At 63.0% G+C, this 17,084-nt stretch carries 18 protein-coding genes; 16 read left to right on the plus strand and 2 right to left on the minus strand.

Translation table 11 applies throughout. From position 1 onward, the window contains the following. Nucleotides 1–21: 21 nt before the first annotated feature. The 4 genes from LOY31_RS00825 to LOY31_RS00840 are packed head-to-tail and all read left to right on the plus strand — an operon-like array spanning nt 22 to nt 3,869. Nucleotides 22–1,536, plus strand: coding sequence for a TolC family protein (locus LOY31_RS00825; protein WP_007957681.1), 1,515 nt, complete (start codon nt 22–24; stop codon nt 1,534–1,536). Next, nucleotides 1,520–2,125 carry an adenylyl-sulfate kinase gene (cysC, locus tag LOY31_RS00830; RefSeq protein ID WP_221535455.1) on the plus strand — a complete coding sequence of 202 codons (606 nt, stop codon included), beginning with the start codon at nt 1,520–1,522 and terminating at the stop codon, nt 2,123–2,125. The genes LOY31_RS00825 and cysC overlap by 17 nt, the downstream gene beginning before the upstream one ends. Continuing rightward, entirely contained in the window at nt 2,122–2,907 is a 786-nt protein-coding gene (locus LOY31_RS00835) for an aspartyl/asparaginyl beta-hydroxylase domain-containing protein (RefSeq protein ID WP_221535456.1), read from the plus strand. The genes cysC and LOY31_RS00835 overlap by 4 nt, the downstream gene beginning before the upstream one ends. Next, complete coding sequence (locus tag LOY31_RS00840) at nt 2,895–3,869, plus strand: sulfotransferase family protein (protein WP_221535457.1); 975 nt, start codon at nt 2,895–2,897, stop codon at nt 3,867–3,869. The genes LOY31_RS00835 and LOY31_RS00840 overlap by 13 nt, the downstream gene beginning before the upstream one ends. Here LOY31_RS00840 and LOY31_RS00845 read toward each other — a convergent pair. Both LOY31_RS00845 and LOY31_RS00850 read right to left on the minus strand, forming a co-directional pair. Then, a complete protein-coding gene (locus tag LOY31_RS00845; RefSeq protein ID WP_007957673.1) occupies nt 3,835–4,593 on the minus strand; it encodes a slipin family protein in 759 nt (252 codons plus the stop codon). The genes LOY31_RS00840 and LOY31_RS00845 overlap by 35 nt on opposite strands. Nucleotides 4,594–4,595: 2 nt before the next feature. After that, entirely contained in the window at nt 4,596–5,123 is a 528-nt protein-coding gene (locus LOY31_RS00850; protein ID WP_221535458.1) for an NfeD family protein, read from the minus strand. Nucleotides 5,124–5,319: 196 nt separating this feature from the next. Between LOY31_RS00850 and LOY31_RS00855 the strand changes: the two genes are divergently transcribed. From LOY31_RS00855 to pgaA, 12 genes are all read left to right on the plus strand, one after another. Beyond that, nucleotides 5,320–5,781, plus strand: coding sequence for an aminoacyl-tRNA deacylase (locus tag LOY31_RS00855; RefSeq protein ID WP_221535459.1), 462 nt, complete (start codon nt 5,320–5,322; stop codon nt 5,779–5,781). 129 nt (nt 5,782–5,910) lie between these two features. After that, on the plus strand, nt 5,911–6,153 hold the full coding sequence (locus tag LOY31_RS00860) for a DUF2789 domain-containing protein (protein WP_221535460.1): 243 nt from the start codon (nt 5,911–5,913) through the stop codon (nt 6,151–6,153). A gap of 95 nt (nt 6,154–6,248) precedes the next feature. Continuing rightward, nucleotides 6,249–6,494, plus strand: coding sequence for a type II toxin-antitoxin system Phd/YefM family antitoxin (locus LOY31_RS00865; protein WP_039773014.1), 246 nt, complete (start codon nt 6,249–6,251; stop codon nt 6,492–6,494). Continuing rightward, nucleotides 6,484–6,765: a type II toxin-antitoxin system RelE/ParE family toxin gene (locus LOY31_RS00870; RefSeq protein ID WP_115076110.1), complete on the plus strand. Its 282-nt coding sequence runs from the start codon at nt 6,484–6,486 to the stop codon at nt 6,763–6,765. Before LOY31_RS00865 ends, LOY31_RS00870 begins: the two co-directional genes overlap by 11 nt. Before the next feature lie 124 nt (nt 6,766–6,889). After that, complete coding sequence (locus tag LOY31_RS00875) at nt 6,890–7,318, plus strand: MarR family winged helix-turn-helix transcriptional regulator (RefSeq protein ID WP_011331882.1); 429 nt, start codon at nt 6,890–6,892, stop codon at nt 7,316–7,318. After that, nucleotides 7,315–9,378: an FUSC family protein gene (locus tag LOY31_RS00880; RefSeq protein WP_221535461.1), complete on the plus strand. Its 2,064-nt coding sequence runs from the start codon at nt 7,315–7,317 to the stop codon at nt 9,376–9,378. Before LOY31_RS00875 ends, LOY31_RS00880 begins: the two co-directional genes overlap by 4 nt. Continuing rightward, nucleotides 9,375–9,584, plus strand: coding sequence for a DUF1656 domain-containing protein (locus LOY31_RS00885; RefSeq protein WP_007957657.1), 210 nt, complete (start codon nt 9,375–9,377; stop codon nt 9,582–9,584). Before LOY31_RS00880 ends, LOY31_RS00885 begins: the two co-directional genes overlap by 4 nt. After that, complete coding sequence (locus tag LOY31_RS00890) at nt 9,581–10,468, plus strand: HlyD family secretion protein (RefSeq protein WP_007957655.1); 888 nt, start codon at nt 9,581–9,583, stop codon at nt 10,466–10,468. The genes LOY31_RS00885 and LOY31_RS00890 overlap by 4 nt, the downstream gene beginning before the upstream one ends. Further along, nucleotides 10,465–11,907 (plus strand): efflux transporter outer membrane subunit, encoded by a 1,443-nt coding sequence (locus tag LOY31_RS00895; protein WP_085608556.1) that lies wholly within the window; start codon nt 10,465–10,467, stop codon nt 11,905–11,907. Before LOY31_RS00890 ends, LOY31_RS00895 begins: the two co-directional genes overlap by 4 nt. 93 nt (nt 11,908–12,000) lie before the next feature. Continuing rightward, the gene (locus tag LOY31_RS00900) at nt 12,001–12,636 is read left to right on the plus strand and encodes an NADH:ubiquinone oxidoreductase subunit N (protein ID WP_085608557.1); all 636 of its coding nucleotides are present in this window, start codon (nt 12,001–12,003) and stop codon (nt 12,634–12,636) included. A gap of 199 nt (nt 12,637–12,835) precedes the next feature. Next, complete coding sequence (locus tag LOY31_RS00905; RefSeq protein ID WP_085608558.1) at nt 12,836–14,341, plus strand: YdgA family protein; 1,506 nt, start codon at nt 12,836–12,838, stop codon at nt 14,339–14,341. Between the two features lie 258 nt (nt 14,342–14,599). Next, the gene (pgaA, locus tag LOY31_RS00910) at nt 14,600–17,080 is read left to right on the plus strand and encodes a poly-beta-1,6 N-acetyl-D-glucosamine export porin PgaA (protein WP_258712712.1); all 2,481 of its coding nucleotides are present in this window, start codon (nt 14,600–14,602) and stop codon (nt 17,078–17,080) included. The last annotated feature ends 4 nt before the right edge of the window (nt 17,081–17,084 follow it).

Below are 17,084 nucleotides of genomic sequence, written 5' to 3' on the forward strand. Positions count from 1 at the left end.
GGACCTAGGGGCGATCCAGGGATGAAGAAAAGTCAGAAGTTGTTCGGCGCCAGCCTGCTGGCGCTGGCGATCAGCGGATGTGCAGTGACCAGTGAACCGATCGAACGCAGCGTCAGCGAGCAACGGGCCCGGGCCGACCTGCAGAGCATGTACAAGGGCCAGGAGCCGCTGAGCGGTCCGCTGACCCTGCACCAGGCCATGGCCCGCGCGGTGAAATACAACCTCGAAGGCCGCTTGAAAATCATGGAGGAAGCGCTGGCCAAGCGGCAGCTCGACCTCGCCAGTTTCGACATGCTGCCGCGCATGGCGCTGGACGCCGGTTACGTCGGGCGTAACAACGTCAGCGCCTCCAGCAGCCAGAGTGTGCGCACCGGCACCCAGTCCCTGGAACCGTCGACCTCTCAGGACCGCGACCGCGACGTCGCCGACCTGACCATGGTCTGGAACGTCCTCGATTTCGGCGTCAGCTACATCAGCGCCAAGCAGCAGGGCGACCAGCGCCTGATCGTTCAGGAACGCCGGCGCAAGGTGATCAACACCATCGTTCAGGACGTGCGCTCGGCCTATTGGCGGGCGATGGCCGCCGAACGCCTGCTCAAGCAGATCGACAGCCTGATGGCGCGGGTCGACACCGCCCGGCGCAATAGCGAAAGCATGAGCGAACAGCGCATCGGCGATCCGGTGCAGTCCCTCGGCTACCAGCGTTCGCTGATCGAAGCGACCCGGCAACTGGAAGAACAACGCCGCGCGCTGTCGCTGGCGAAAACCGAACTGGCGACGCTGATCAACCTGCCGCTGGGCACCAACCTGACGTTGGCCACCGATGACGGTTATCAGATCCCGGAACTCAAGGTCGATCTGAGCAAACTCGAACAGGAAGCCCTGACCAGCCGTCCGGAACTGCGCGAGCAGGATTACCAGACCCGGATCAGCGCCGCCGAAACCCGCAAGGCCATGCTGCGTCTGCTGCCGGGCCTGGAGTTCTCCGCCGGCGGACATTACGACAGCAACTCGTTTCTGGTCGAGCAGGGCTGGGCCGACTACGGCGTGAAGGTCACCTGGAACCTGTTCAACGTGATCTCTGCCCCGGCGGCCATCGACGTGGCCAAGGCCGGTGAAGAAGTCGCTGCTGCACGGCGCCAGGCGATGTCGATTGCAGTGCTGGCGCAGCTTTACGTGGCGAACGCCAACTATCAGGAGGCGCTGCGCCAGTTCAAGACCAACCAGCAACTGTCGGACATCGACGGGCAAATCGTCGGTCAGTTGCGTAACCGTCGTCAGGCCGACGGCATTGGTGAGCTGGACCTGATTCAGGGCGAGCTCAACACCTTGCAGGCCGATCTGCGGCGCGATCTGTCCTACGCCGATCTGCGCAATGCCTACGGCCAGATTTTCGCCAGCGCTGGCCTCGACCCGCTGCCGGATCAGGTGCAGTCGACCGAAGTCCAGTCGATTGCCACCGCCCTGGCCAACCGCGAAGCTGCGTGGGCCTCGGGGAATATTTCGGTGCCGGTGGCCCATGCCTCCGCGCAGTGACGTATTGGCGCCGACCGCCAGTATCAGCCGTGCCCAACGCGAGGCCCGCAACGGCCATCGCGGCACGGCGATGCTGCTGACCGGTCTGCCGGCGGCGGGCAAGTCGACCCTTGCCCAGGCGTTGCATGCCGAGTTGTTCAGTCGCGGTCTGCAAAGCGTGGTGCTTGATGGCGATGGGTTGCGGGTCGGGCTCAACCGCGACCTGGGTTTTACCGATGCCGACCGCCTGGAAAACATCCGCCGCGCCAGTGAGCTGGCAGCGTTGCTGGTGGAGAACGGGCAGATCGTGATTCTGGCGATGATCGCGCCGCTGGCGGATCTGCGCGAAGTGTTTGCCCGCCGTTTGGACGAGGACTATCGCGAGGTCTGGTGCAGCGCCGCGCTGGCGGTGTGCGAGCAGCGCGATCCGAAAGGGCATTACGCCCGGGCCCGACGCGGCGAGTTGGCCGGGTTCACCGGCGTATCGGCACCTTACGAGGCGCCGGCCCAGGCTTCGCTGGTGCTCGACACCGGCACGCTGACGGTCGAAGCCTGTCTGGACCGCTTGCTGACCTGGCTCGGCGAAACTGCGGTGTTGCCCAAGGCATGAGCCGGCTGGCGTTCTCACGGTTGCCGGTGACGGTGGACCTGCCGTTGCTGTTGCAGGCGCTGGCGGCGATTGACGACGCTGCCTGGCGCGGTCATTTCAACACCGCTTATTTCGCCGGCGACTGGAGCGGCGTGGCGCTGATCTCCGCCGCCGACGCGCTGACCGAACTGTCCCCCGGCAGTGCCGAACCCGTGCAACGCACCCCTTGGCTGAATGATCGTCGCTGGCAGCAGGCGCTGCGGGATCTGCCGCTGGAAATCGTCAGTGCGCGGCTGCTGCGACTAGGGCCGGGCGGGCAGATTCATGAGCATCGCGACTACGATCTTGAGGGTGCGGACGCCGATTTGCGCCTGCATATTCCACTGCTCAGTCCGCCCGCCGTGGACTTCTGGCTCGACGGCCAGCGGATGCCGATGACGGCGGGAGAATGCTGGTTTCTCGATCTCGCCCGGCCGCATCGGGTCGACAATCGCGACAGCACGGCTCGGGTTCATCTGGTGCTCGATTGCCGCCCCGCGCCCTGGCTGGAGCAGATGATTGTTGACGGTTTGCCGAGCACTCCGCTGCCCGATGGCGCGGAGACGGCGCTGCAGCGATTTCAACGGTTGCTGGTCTCGGATCCGTTGCTGTCCGCAACGTTGCAGGCATTGCACGACCCCGAAACCTTCATCGACCAGACGCTGGCGTTGGCCACTGAGCGCGGTCTGCATTTTTCCCGTGAAGAACTGCTGGCGGCGATGCGTAACGGCCGTCGCTCATGGAACGAACAATGGCGTCTGTGAATTTCGACGGCTGGTTGCCGATCCGCATCTGGAAAACTGCCGGGCAATGGCAGGTCGACTGGTGCTGGTTTGGCGACACGCCGCTGTATCAGCCGTTCTTTCGTGAGGCCGTCGAAGACGCGTTGCGTCTGCCGTTCAATCAGGCGTTCCGCCGGCAAACACCCTTGTCGACGCTCATGGATTGGCAAGCGCTCAGTCCGGGTCTGCCGCCGAGTGCCTTTATCCTGCACGCCTCGCGATGCGGTTCGACGCTGATCAGCCAGATGCTCGCCCGGCTCGACGATCACATCGTGGTCTCGGAGCCGCCGCCCCTAGATGCCTTGCTGCGTAGCGCTCTGCCGGACGAAGAACGCCGTGCGGCCATCGCCGGATTGCTTTCGGCGTACGGTCAGCGGCGGTGCGGTACGGAGCAGCGACTGGTGATCAAACTCGACGCCTGGAGCATCGGTGAATGGCCGTTGCTGCAGCAATGCTTCCCCGATACGCCGTGGCTGTTTGTCTATCGCGATCCGCTGGAAATCGCCGTCTCGCACCTGCGTCGCCCCGGCCTGCACATGGTGCCGGGTGCGCTCGGCGATTGTGTGCTGGACGATGATTTGCCGTTCGTGGGCCGCGAGGATTTCATCGCCCGGCGGCTGGGGCGCCTGTTGGAGGCCGGGTGGGTGCATTGCCGTGATTCTGCCGGGCTGGTGCTCAATTACAGCGAATTGCCCGACGCGATAAGCGGGCGGCTGGCGCGGTTTTTCAAGCTGAGCGGCGCGCAGTGTGAACAGGCGCTGGCGGCGACGGCGCAGCACGCGAAGCAGCCGTCACAACCCTTTGTCGTCGATGGCGAACACAAGCGCCGCGAAGCATCGGCGCTGTTGCAGGCACGGGTGGAACATTGCGCCCGTGCGCCCTATGCCGCGTTGGAACGCTTGCGCGCGCTCACGATTTCGCCGACAGATCCGCCATCCCCTTGAGCAGTTCGATCGGTAACGGAAAGACGATGGTCGAGCTCTTGTCGCCGGCAATCGAACTCAGGGTCTGCATGTAGCGCAGCTGCATGGCGCCGGGCTGGCGACCGAGCATTTCGGCGGCCTGCATGAGTTTTTCCGAGGCCTGCAATTCGCCTTCGGCGTGGATCACCTTGGCGCGCCGCTCCCGCTCGGCTTCGGCCTGCTTGGCGATGGCGCGCACCATCGACTCGTTGAGGTCGACGTGCTTGATTTCGACATTGGCGACCTTGATTCCCCAAGCGTCGGTCTGGGCGTCGAGCACTTGCTGGATGTCGATGTTCAGGCGTTCGCGCTCGGCCAGCAGTTCGTCCAGCTCATGTTTGCCGAGTACCGCGCGCAGGGTGGTCTGGGCCAGTTGGCTGGTGGCCATGAGGAAATCTTCGACCTGGATGATCGCTTTCTGTGGGTCGAGCACGCGGAAATACAGCACCGCGTTGACCTTCACCGACACGTTGTCGCGGGTGATCACGTCCTGTGGCGGCACGTCGAGGACGATGGTGCGCAGATCGACCCGGACCATTTGCTGCACCACCGGAATCAGCAGGATCAGCCCCGGCCCCTTGACCTGCCAGAAGCGTCCGAGCTGGAACACCACGCCGCGTTCGTATTCGCGCAGGATGCGGAACGTCGAGCCGGCCAGGGCGATCAGCAACAGCAGCAGCGCGACAAAACCGATTTGCAGACCCATGATCACTCTCCGAGCGGTGCCGCGTCAGTCGCGGACACTTGCAGCAACAGGCCCTTGCGCCCGACCACCCGCACCGGTTGCCCGGTGTGCAGCGGCGTGGCGCTCAGCACCTGCCAGCGTTCTCCTTGTAATTGCACCCAGCCGTTGCGGCTGTCTTCCGGTTGCACCACCGTCACCGCCGTGACACTGCCGAGCAGGCCGGCATCGCCGCTGACCGGTTGGCGCGGTCGGGTTTTCAGGGCACGGATCAGCAATGCGATCAGCAACAGGGCGCTGACCAGCCCGAGGCCGATCATCATCGGCACCGGCAGTTCGGCGTTGCTCAGGATCAGCGCGCCGATCACGAACATGACGATGCCGCCGAGGCCGATCACCCCGTAGTTGGGCAGTGCGGCTTCGGCGATCAGAAACGTGATGCCCAGGATGATCAGCCACAGGCCGACCGGGCTGACGGCGGTAAACGGACTGTCTGCCGCAACCACCGATCCACTCAGCAGAAACAGGGCAAGCGCACAGCAACGGATGTTCACGTGACCCTCCGCGAGAGTCAGGGCTTGTTCTTACAGTCTAGTTGAGGCTGCGGCTGGATGATTTTTGATCAATTCGCCTGCCTCGCCAGTGGGCGGATTTCCCGGTGTTTGCAGCTCGCCGGACTAGACTTTCAAGGACAGCCACAGCGTTTCATTACCGTCCGCCGCGCCGCGTCGGCGGGCACCGAGGTGCATCATGCGTATGGCCAAGAAAGTGCAGAGCAGCCTCAACCGGGCGCAATGCGAATATGACATCGTCACCCACCCGCACTCGTCCAGCAGCCTGGAAACGGCGCGGGTCTCCGGGATTGCCGCAGAACGGGTGGCCAAATCGGTGATCCTGGACGACCGTCACGGGCACTACCTGATGGCGGTGCTGCCCGCCAGCTGCCACCTGGACTTGAGCAAAGTGCGCAGCAGCGGCGAATGGCAAATCACCCGCGAAAGCAATCTGGCGCACATCTTCGACGACTGTGAGCGCGGCGCGGTGCCGCCATTGGGCGATTCCTACGGCCTGGACATGGTCATCGACCCGCTGCTGACCCGGCAGAAGGACATCTACCTGGAAGCCGGCAACCACAACAACCTGCTGCACATGAGCATGCCCGAATTCCTGAAAATGGTGCCGCATGCGCAGGTGCGGGAGTTGAGTCAGTAGGTTTTTTAGCGTCTGTGCCGACGCCAATCGCGAGCAAGCTCGCTCCCACAGGTTCTGCGCCAAACCTGTGGGAGCGAGCTTGCTCGAGAAAAATCTTTCACACCCTATAAATCTCGCAGGAGTTCCGACATGGAAAACCCGACGCACAGCCTCCCATCCCTGTTCAAGCAACTCGGCCTGGACAGCGACCCGGTCAGCATCGACCAGTTCATCGCCACCCATTCCCCGCTCAAGCCCGAACTGCACCTGTGCGACGCGTTTTTCTGGACCAAGAGCCAGGCGGATTTCCTGCGGGACGAGATTCTCGATGATGCGGATTGGGCGGAGGTGGTGGATCAGTTGGATGTGATGTTGAGGAAGGGGCGGGGGTAATTATCAGCTTGCCGTTCGTAAGCTGAATCAACTCACCCGGTTGCCAGTAATGCTTCCTTAGACCAGAATTACGACCTCAATTGAGGTCTTTTATTATGCAAAGTGTTCTGGCCGATATGGCTGTCAGTGTTTCTGAACTGAAGAAAAACCCCTCCGCAGTGCTAAACGGCGCGCACGGAGGAGCAGTTGCTGTCCTGAATCACAACCGGGTCATGGGCTACATGGTGCCGGCTGACGTTTACGAAGCCATGATGGAGCGGCTCGATGATCTCGAGTTGGCAGAAATCGTTCGTTCTCGCAGTCACGAGACTCCCATACCGGTAAGCCTGGATGACCTATAAGCTCGAATTTCTGCCTTCCGCTCACAAAGAGTGGAACAAACTGGGTCATACGTTGCGTGATCAATTTAAAAAGAAGTTGGCTGAGCGTCTTGAGCGTCCCCGTATTCCGGCTGACTCCCTCCACGGCATGCCTGATTGCTACAAGATCAAACTCAAAGCGTCCGGTTATCGACTGGTTTACCAAGTGATCGAAGAGCGAGTGGTTGTCTCGGTAGTCGCCGTGGGTAAGCGCGAGCGAGGCGACGTCTACGAAAACGCGAAAAGACGCTGAGCTGAAGCACGCAACCCAATTTGTTTCAAAACTTGACTGAATTTCCCCACCAATGCGATATTGATAGTTAGCAAACTAACAGTGTGTGCATTCCCTCGTGCCGAATAACCTCGACGCTCTCCAGATGAACATCAGCAGTGCCATGGTGGTGGCCGCCAGGCATTGGCGGAAGATCTGCCAGACCACGCTGGTCAACTATGGAATTTCCGAAGCCTGCGCCGTCCCGTTGTTGATGATCGGGCGGCTGGGCGAGGGTGTGCGCCAGGTGCAGGTGGCGCAGGCGGCGGGGATGGAGTCGCCGTCGCTGGTGCGCCTGCTTGACCAGTTGTGTCACGCCGGTTTTGTCTGCCGCACCGAAGATGCCCAGGATCGTCGCGCCAAATGCCTGAGCCTGACCGACACCGGCCGTGAGCTGGTGCAAGCGGTCGAAGCGCAACTGGTGCGCCTGCGTCATGAAGTGCTCGAAGGCATCGACCAGCGCGATCTGGAGGCTACGCTTCGGGTACTGAGAGCTTTTGAGGCGGCCACTCCGCCAACGGTGATCAATCCGTGAACGGGTTCTTTTCCGGCATGCCCCCGGCGCGGGACTGGTTCTACGGGATCCGCACGTTCGCGGCCTCGATGATCGCGCTGTACATCGCCTTGCTCATGCAAATGCCGCGTCCTTATTGGGCGATGGCCACGGTGTACATCGTTTCCAGCCCGTTCCTCGGCCCGACCAGCTCCAAGGCGCTGTATCGCGCGATCGGCACGTTTCTCGGTGCGGCGGCGGCAGTGCTGTTCGTGCCGATGTTCGTCCAGAGCCCGTACGTGCTGGTGGTGGTCATCGCCCTGTGGACGGGGATTTTGTTGTTCTTGTCCCTGCACCTGCGCACCGCCAACAACTACGCGCTGATGCTGGCCGGCTACACCTTGCCGCTGATCGCCCTGCCGGTGGTGGATAACCCGCTGGCGGTGTGGGACGTGGCCGAGTCGCGGACCGAAGAGATCTTTCTCGGCATCGCCGTGGCGGCGGTGGTCGGTGCGATGTTCTGGCCACGGCGCCTGGCACCGGTGTTCAACGATGCCGTGGGCAAATGGTTCGCCGACGCCACGACCTACAGCCTGAAATTCCTCAGCCGCGACGTCCAACCCGAAGAAGTCACCGCCCTGCGCATGGCCATGGTTGGCAGTTTCAACAGCCTGGAATTGATGATCGGCCAGTTGCCGCACGAAGGCGCGCGGCCGCAGACGGTGCGCAACACCAAGGAACTGCGTGGGCGGATGATCCACCTGCTGCCGGTGATCGATGCCCTTGAGGATTCGCTGTACGCCCTCGAACGGCGCACGCCGGAGCTGGTGGAAAAGTTCGCGCCGCTGCTCACCGCGACCCGCGAATGGCTCGGCCACAAAGACGCCGATCTCGACCGCTGGCAAGCCCTGCGGGATCAGCTCGAAGCGCTGCAACCGAGCGCCGAAGCCCTCGAAGATCGCAAACAGTTGCTGTTTTCCAATGCGCTGTACCGCCTCGGCGAATTCATCGATCTGTGGCAGGACTGCCGCAGTCTGCAGGACTCGATCCTGTGCGAGCGCCAGGATAGCTGGCGCGCGGTTTATCGTCACTGGCGCCTCGGTCGCCTGACGCCATTCATCGACCGTGGGCTGATGCTGTATTCGGTGGCCTCGACCATCCTGGCGATTATCGTCGCCTCGGTACTGTGGATCCTGTTGGGCTGGACCGACGGCGGCAGTGCGGTGATTCTGGCGGCTGTGTCGTGCAGCTTCTTCGCCTCGATGGACGACCCGGCGCCGCAGATCTACCGGTTCTTTTTCTGGACCGGGATGTCGGTGCTGTTTGCCAGCCTTTACCTCTTTCTGGTGCTGCCGAACCTGCATGACTTCCCGATGCTGGTGCTGGCGTTCGCGGTGCCGTTCATCTGTGTCGGCACCCTGACGGTGCAGCCACGTTTCTACCTCGGCATGCTGCTGACGCTGGTCAACACCTCGTCGTTCATCAGCATTTCCGGTGCTTACGACGCGGACTTCTTCGCCTTCGTCAATTCCAACCTGGCGGGCCCGATGGGGCTGTTGTTCGCGTTCATCTGGACGCTGATCGCCCGGCCGTTCGGCGCCGAGCTGGCGGCCAAGCGCCTGACCCGTTTCAGCTGGAAAGACATCGTCAGCATGACCGAACCGGCCAACCTCGCCGAACACCGGCAACTGGGCGTGCAACTGCTCGACCGCCTGATGCAGCACCTGCCGCGTCTGGCGCTGACCGGCCAGGACACCGGCATCGCCATGCGCGAAGTACGCGTGGGGCTGAACCTGCTCGACCTGCTCGCCTATACACCGCGAGTGACGGGCGCGCCCAACGCATTGCTCAAGCAAGTGGTGGCAGAGGTCGGCGAATATTTCCGGGCCTGCCTCAAGGCCGGGGAACGCTTGCCGGCGCCAAGCGCCTTGCTGATGACCATGGATCGCACCCGTCGTGCGCTCAACGGCCACGGCGATGAAGAAACCCGACTAAACCTGTTGCACGCCTTGAGCGGTTTGCGCCTGGCGCTGTTGCCCGGCGTGGAATTCGTTTCCAGTGCCGAGCCCGAAGAACCGCTGCCCGAAGGAGCGCCCCTATGATCGGTGATCTGGACATCAGCGGCATTTTCCTGCCGACCCTGCTGGTGTTGATGGGCATCACTTATGTGCTGTTTGTTTTGGTACACGGCGTGCTCACACGCCTGCATTTCTACCGTCTGGTCTGGCACCGGGCATTGTTCAACGTGGCTCTCTACGCCGTGATGCTGTACGGCGTGGATTCACTCAGTCGATACCTGATGACATGAAAAAACCGTTTCTGACCCTCGGTCGCGTCGTCCTGACGCTGCTGATCGTGACTTTCGCCGTCGTCGTGGTCTGGCGCATGGTGATGTATTACATGTTCGCGCCCTGGACCCGCGACGGCCACATTCGCGCCGACATTGTGCAGATCGCTCCGGACGTGTCCGGGCTGATCCAGCAGGTCGAAGTGAAGGACAACCAGTTGGTGAAACGCGGCCAGGTGCTGTTCAGCATCGACCAGGACCGTTTCAAACTGGCGTTGCGCCAGGCCAAGGCGGCGGTCGCTGATCGCGAAGAAACCCTCGCCCAGGCGCAGCGTGAAGCCAAGCGTAACCGTGGTCTGGGCAATCTGGTGCCGGCCGAACAGCTGGAAGAAAGCCAGTCGAAAGTGGCCCGCGCGCAATCGGCCCTGGCCGAAGCGCTGGTGGCGGTGGACAGCGCTCAGCTCAACCTCGATCGCTCGGTGATCCGCAGCCCGGTGGACGGCTACGTCAACGACCGTGCACCACGCTCGCAGGAGTTCGTCACCGCCGGGCGTCCGGTGTTGTCGGTGGTCGACAGCAATTCGTTTCACATCGACGGCTATTTCGAAGAGACCAAACTCGACGGCATCCACATCGGGCAGTCGGTGGATATCCGCGTGATCGGCGACCGTGCTCGCCTGCGCGGGCATGTCGAAAGCATTGTCGCCGGCATCGAAGATCGTGACCGTTCGAGCGGCAGCAACCTGCTGCCCAACGTCAATCCGGCGTTCAGCTGGGTGCGTCTGGCGCAACGGATTCCGGTGCGTATCGCCTTTGACGACGTGCCGGATGACTTCCGCATGATCGCCGGGCGCACCGCCACCGTGTCGATCATCGACGATCAACCGCAGGAGCCCGCCAAATGAGCAGGGCCCTGATGATCGCCGGTTTGGGCATGATGCTGTCGGCCTGCTCGATGGTCGGGCCGGACTACCACGTGCCCGAAGACGCGGCGATCCAGCGCAAGGATTTCCAGGGCGACCTGGCGGTGGCCGGCAAGCCGGTGGTGTCGGCCCCGGTGCCGGCGGACTGGTGGCGGCTGTATCAGGATCCGCGCCTGGATCAACTGGTGCAGCAGGCCATGGCGTCCAACACCGATCTGCGGGTGGCAGCGGCGAACCTGTCGCGGGCCCGTGCGCAGGTCGATGAAGCCGAGGCGGCCGGTGGCTGGAGCGGCGGCGTGAAGATGGGCGCGCAACGCTTGCAGGAATCCGGCGAGGCATTCCTGCTGCCGGAGAAAGTACCGGTGGCCAACATCGGCGATATCGGTATCAGCGCGTCCTACCAGTTCGACCTGTGGGGCACGCTGCAACGCGGGATCGAAGCGGCAAAGGCCAACGCCGACGCAACCCAGGCCGCGGCCGATACCGCGCGCATCACCCTGGTCGCCGACGTGGTGCGGGCCTACACCCAGGTCTGCGCGGCGAACGAGGAACGGGAAATCGCCCAGCATTCCCTCGACCTGCAATCCCAGAGCACCACCCTGATCCAGCGTCTGCGCGATGCCGGGCGCGGCGACGAAACCCAGGTCACCCGTTCGCAGACCCAATTCAAATCCCTACGCGCCGACATGCCGCGCTATGAGGCGGCGCGGCAGGCCGGGTTGTTCCGGCTGTCGATGCTGCTGGCCAAGCCTGTCGATCAATTGCCGGCCGGCACCGCGACCTGCGCCGAACTGCCGAAAATCGCTCAACTGGTGCCGGTCGGCGATGGCGCTGCGCTGCTCAAGCGTCGGCCGGACATCCGCCAGGCCGAGCGGCGTCTGGCGGCCGCGACGGCTGGAGTCGGTATCGCCACCGGCGAGCTGTACCCGGACATCAGTTTCGGCGCGACAATCGGCACCGTCGGTATTCTGGACAACCTTGGCAAACCGTCCACCAACCGCTGGGGCTTCGGTCCGTCGCTGAGCTGGAGTGTGCCGACCAACGGCGCCCGGGCCCGTATCCGCGAAGCCGAAGCCACAACCCAGGGCGCGCTGGCGCACTTTGACGGTGTCGTGCTGAACGCTATCCGCGAAACCCAGACCGGCCTGTCCCAGTACTCCGCGCTGCTGCAACGCCGCGATGCGCTGGCCGATGCCGAGCAGTCGGCGAAACTGGCGGCCGACCAGACGCACCGCTTCTTCCAGGCCGGCCGCGAGTCGTTCCTCGCCGACCTGCAGGCCACCCGCACCTACACCGACGTCACCGCGCAACTGGCCGCCGCCAACACCCAGGTTGCCATGAGCCAGATCGATTTGTTCCTCGCCCTGGGCGGCGGTTGGGAAAGCGGACGAACGCAAGCCTCGAGCGCCAGCAAACCCTGAGGCCGTTGCTATGCTTTGAAGTATTGAAAGGGCGCCCCGAACCAGGCGCCTTTTCAGTGCACATCGCTAGCGCAGGTCTAGGGGAAACCAATAATGAAAAACCCTTACGCTCTCGGCTTCTGGTGCGCCCTGGTAGCCTTGGTGCTGCTGTCGGCCACCTATTTCTACGGCATCATGCTGGCCCACCAGATCGACAAGGCAATGGTCTTCCTCGACAGCACCGTGGCGCTGATCGCGGTCATGGCGATCGTGGTCGTGGCGTCGGCGCTGGTGCAAAGCCAGCGACTCAAGAAACGCCAGCTTGAGCAGAGCAAGACGCTGCTGCTGATCTGGGACACCAAAGTCGCGCTGCGCAAAGTCGAAACCGTGTTCGACCGCTACTTCTGGGGCAGCTACTGGCAACCGGGGCGGACCTTCGCCGAAGTCATGGGCGAACTCACCGGCACGCCGCTGGAAAAAAGCCTCGAAGCCCTGAAAAAACAATGTCTGGCCCTCGACCGGCAAGTCGCCGGCGACGGCTGGCACTGGCTCAACAACGCCCGCGAACTGTCGGACGTCGCCACGGCCATGGCCCGCGAGCGCTATCAGCTGGACTTCTGCGACCCGCGCAGCGACGGGCCGGGCGGGGCGGTGATCGACCGGGATTTCGAAGTGCTGGTGTACACCTGGACCGCGCGGCTGAAAAGCTTCGACCATCAGCTCGATGAGATCGAGGTGCAATATTCCTGATCCCGAAAAGATCGCCGAACCCGGCGATCTTTTTGTTTGTCCATGACTTGTCGACACTCTTTAACCTTTAAACATTGGGCCGCGTCGCACTGCCAGTGCTAATCTCCACCGCTAAATTCAGCGGAGTCGCGCCACGGCCCGGTCACGGGTTCAGGGAAGACGACCACACTTTCAGCCACGGAAATCGATCAGGTCATTCATGAATAAATCAGCAGGCGTGCTTCTCGGAATTGTTGTGGCCATCGGCGCCATCAGCGTAGGCGGGGCCTGGTACACCGGCACCAAAATCGAAGGCGTGCTGAACAATGCCGTCGCCAACGCCAACAGCGAGTTGCAGACCGCCATGGCCGGCTCCAACGGCAGTGCGTCGCTGGAACTGGTATCGCTTGAGCGCAACACCTTCAGCAGCACCGCGCACTATCGCCTCAAGGGCGAGGGTGAAATGTTCGGCGAGGCGCCGGTCGAGTTGCTGTTCGTCGATCACATCGAACACGGCCCGCTGCCGTTCTCGCGTCTGGTGTCGCTGAAGTGGCTGCCGGTCATGGCCACCAGTCACTACGAACTGGAAAAGACCCCGATCACCGAAAAATGGTTTGCCGCCACCAAGGGCGCCGCGCCGCTCAAAGGCGTGGTCAACATCGGTTACGACCAATCCACTACCGGCAACCTCGAGCTGCTGCCGCTGGAAGCCGCGCTGGACGACAAGTCGAGCCTGAAGTTTTCCGGCCTGAACATGGACATTTCCGCCAGCGCCCAGGCCCAGAAGGTCAAGGCCGACGGCTACATGGACAGCCTGCACCTGACCACGGTCGCCGAAGATCAGGCGCCGGTGCAGATCGAACTCAACGGCCTGACCCTGGCCAGCAACCTCGCCAAGAGCACCTACGGCTATTACACCGGCGAGAACACCCTGGAACTGACCAGCAGCAAGACCACCTTCGGCGTCAAACAATCGGTGCTGGGCGTGAAGAACTTCGAAATGAAGAACCGCACCGAAGAGAACGGCAGCAACGCCTCCGGCCGTGCCGACTACAAGGTCGGCGAAGTGACCCTCAACGACAAGAAAATCGGTTCGGCCAACCTGGCCATGAGTCTGAAAAACCTCGACATTCCGTCGGCCATGTCGCTGATGCAGATCTACCAGACCAAGCTCCAGCCTTACGAAAAAGCTGCTGCCGAAGCCACCGCCGCCGGCCTGCCGGCACCGGAGCTGAACCTGACCGAGGCCGAGTCCACCCAGGTCAAGGCCGACCTGCAGAAACTGCTGGCAGCCGGGCCGCAACTGGCGCTGGAAGACCTGTCGCTGAAAACCGCCAACGGCGAAAGCCGGGCGAGTCTGGTGCTCGATCTGGCCAAGCCACAGTCAATGGACCTGCCGCCGGATCAACTGGGCAAACAGCTGATCGCGCTGCTTGACGTCAATGTGCTGGTGTCCAAGCCGATGCTGGTCGATCTGCTCAGCGTCCAGGCGCAAATCGACGGTCAGACCGATGCCAAGGCCATCGTTGACCAGGCCAGCGCTGGCGCCGACATGTTCGCCGGCATGGCCGTCGGTTCGCAGCTGGCGACCCTGGATGGCACCAACGTTGTCACCAAACTGCATTACGCCGCCAATCAGGTGGAATTCAACGGCCAGAAGATGACCGTCGAGCAGTTCGTCGGCTTCCTGATGAGCAAGTTCGGCAGCATCGAACAGCCTCAGTAAACGCCCCGCGCTACACCGAAACGCCCGGCCTCTGCACCCGCAGACGCCGGGCGTTTTGCTGTCTGGAGTCCGGGTTTGCGGCCGGTCGGAAAAACCATCGTCACGAATCTGAACAATTATTGTGTTCTGAATATTGATCTACGCTTGCGTGCAAGACTGCTTGGATAAGCTTGGCTGAGCGTTTTTTGCTTGGCCTCCGTTACGAAATGGGCAAGGGGGGGCGTTGCTACCCGGCTGGCCATGTAAGGATGCTGACGAATGCCGCGTATTGATGTTCCTGTATTACATCGTGGTTTACGCCCTTTGTTTCGAGTCGCGCTGTGCAGCCAGTTGCTCTGGCCGGCGTTCGCGTTCGCCGATACGGCCTACGATCAAATGGTGCTCGATGCCCGGGCAGGGCATTACACGCCCGCGCTGACTGCTTTGCGTCAGGTGCCGCCGGCCCAGGCCACCACCGGCCAGGTCAGCGATCACCTGCAAATTGCCGGTTGGGCCGGGCTCGACGCCGAAGTAGTGCAGGTCTACGAGACTCAGGGTCGTGGCCGGGCACTGCCGGTTCAGGCGCTGACCGCCACCGCCCGGGCCTACCGCAACCTCAAACGCTGGGATCAGGCGATCCAGGTCTACAACAAGGCCCTGACGCTGGAGCCGGACAACGCCGACCTGCAACTCGGTCTCGCGCTGACCCAGGCCGATTCCGGCAAGCCTGACGAAGGGGTGATCCGCGCCCGTTCGCTGGTCGCCGCCAAACCCGATGATCCGTCCCGCCGACTGGCGCTGGGCTACGCCCTGAATCGCGCCGGCAAGCCGTACGACGCGCTGTTCGAATACGATCAGGCCTTCATTCGCGCCGGCAATAAACCGGAAGTCGCCCGCGAATACGTGGTCGCCCTGCAAAAGGCGCGTCTGCCGGAGCCGGCATTGCGTCTGGCGAAACAACGTCCGGGGCTGATCGATCCCGTCACCTTGCGACGTCTGGAAGGCGATCTGGCTGCCGAACGCGTGCGTCTCGCCGAACTGGCCACCCGCAGCGAAAAAGAACGCTACGTGATCGCCGATCGTGCCTTGGCCGACTACGACCAGTTGCTCGCCACCTGGACGCCGGACGCCACTGCCCACGACGACGTGACCCGCTGGCGCATCGACCGCATGGGCGCGCTCAAGGCCCGGGCGCGCACCGCTGAAGTCATCAGCGAATACCAGAAGCTGCAAGCCGAAGGCGTGAAGATCCCGACCTACGCCCTACGCTGGGTGGCGGCGTCCTATCTGGATCAGCGCCAGCCGGAAATCGCCACCGATCTTTACCGTCAGGTGCTGGCAGCGCCGGACGCCGATGTCGGCGACCGACTCGAAGACACCACGGCGCTGTATTACGCGCTGCTGGAAAGCGACCGCGCCGAAGAGGCGCGCAAAGTCGCTGAAGATCAGGCCAGGGCGCAGAAGCCGCGCGTCGAACTCAAGGGCCTGCCGATCGGCAACCCCAACGACGAATGGATGGACGCCCAGCAACTGGCGGCGCAGGCCGGAACTTACGGTTCCGACCTGCCTCACGGCGAAGAACGCTTGCAGACCCTGGTGGATCAGGCGCCGGGCAACATCGGCCTGCGCTTGGCCCAGGCCGATCTGTACCTGGCCCGTAACTGGCCGCGCCGCGCGGAAAACCAGCTCAAGGAAACCGAGAGCATCGCACCGCGTGACATGGGCCTGGAAGTCGCGCAGGCCCGCACCGCCATGGACCTTCAGGAATGGCGGCAGATGGATGCGCTGACCGATGACGTGGTGGCGCGTTTCCCCGACAACCGTCAGGTCCAGCGTCTGGCCCGTGAGCGCGAAGTGCACGACATGTCCGAGCTGCGCGTCGAGGCCTACGGCGGCAAGGCCAACGGCGGCAACGGTGGCGATGCCGGTGCGGTTACCGGCAGCCGGGATTTCGGCATCCAGACCACCCTTTACAGCCCGCCGATCAATGAAGACTGGCGAGTGTTCGCCGGGGCCGGATACGCCACTGGCGATTTCGCCGAAGGCACCGGCCACCATCGCTTCCAGCGTGTCGGTCTGGAGCGTCGCACCCGCGACATGACCCTCGAAGCCGAAGTGTCGAACCATTCCTATGGTTTCGGCGACAAGCAGGGCGCGCGTCTGGCGATTGCCCGCGACATCGACGATCACTGGCAATACGGAGGCAGCCTCGAATACCTGTCGGCCGAGACCCCGCTGCGGGCACTCAACAGCGACATCAAGGCCAACGGCGGCAGCGGTTTCATCCGCTGGCGCGCCAACGAGAGCCGCGAGTGGCGGCTGGCGGTAAGTCCGTCGCACTTCAGCGACGGCAACAACCGCGTCGAAGCCTTGCTGACCGGAAAAGAGGGCGTCTACAGCGCGCCGAACCTGCAAGTCGACGCGGGCCTGGAAGTGGGCACCAGCCACAACTCCAAGTCCGATGACGTGCCGTACTTCAACCCGAAGTCGGACTTCAGCGTCATGCCGCTGCTGAACGTCAACCACGTGCTGTACCACCGCTACGAAACCGTCTGGAGCCAGCAATTCCAGGCCGGTGCGGGTACTTACAGCCAGCGTGATCACGGCACCGGCGGCATGGCATTGCTCGGTTACGGCCAGCGCTACGCCTGGAACGACGTGTTCGAGGTGGGCGGTTTGTTCAGCGTGATCAACCGGCCCTACGACGGTGACCGGGAAACCGATCTGCGTCTGCTCGTCGACCTCACTTTCCGCTTCTAGAAGA

It is taken from the genome of Pseudomonas sp. B21-021 (assembly GCF_024749205.1).
Classification (GTDB): domain Bacteria; phylum Pseudomonadota; class Gammaproteobacteria; order Pseudomonadales; family Pseudomonadaceae; genus Aquipseudomonas; species Aquipseudomonas paraglycinae.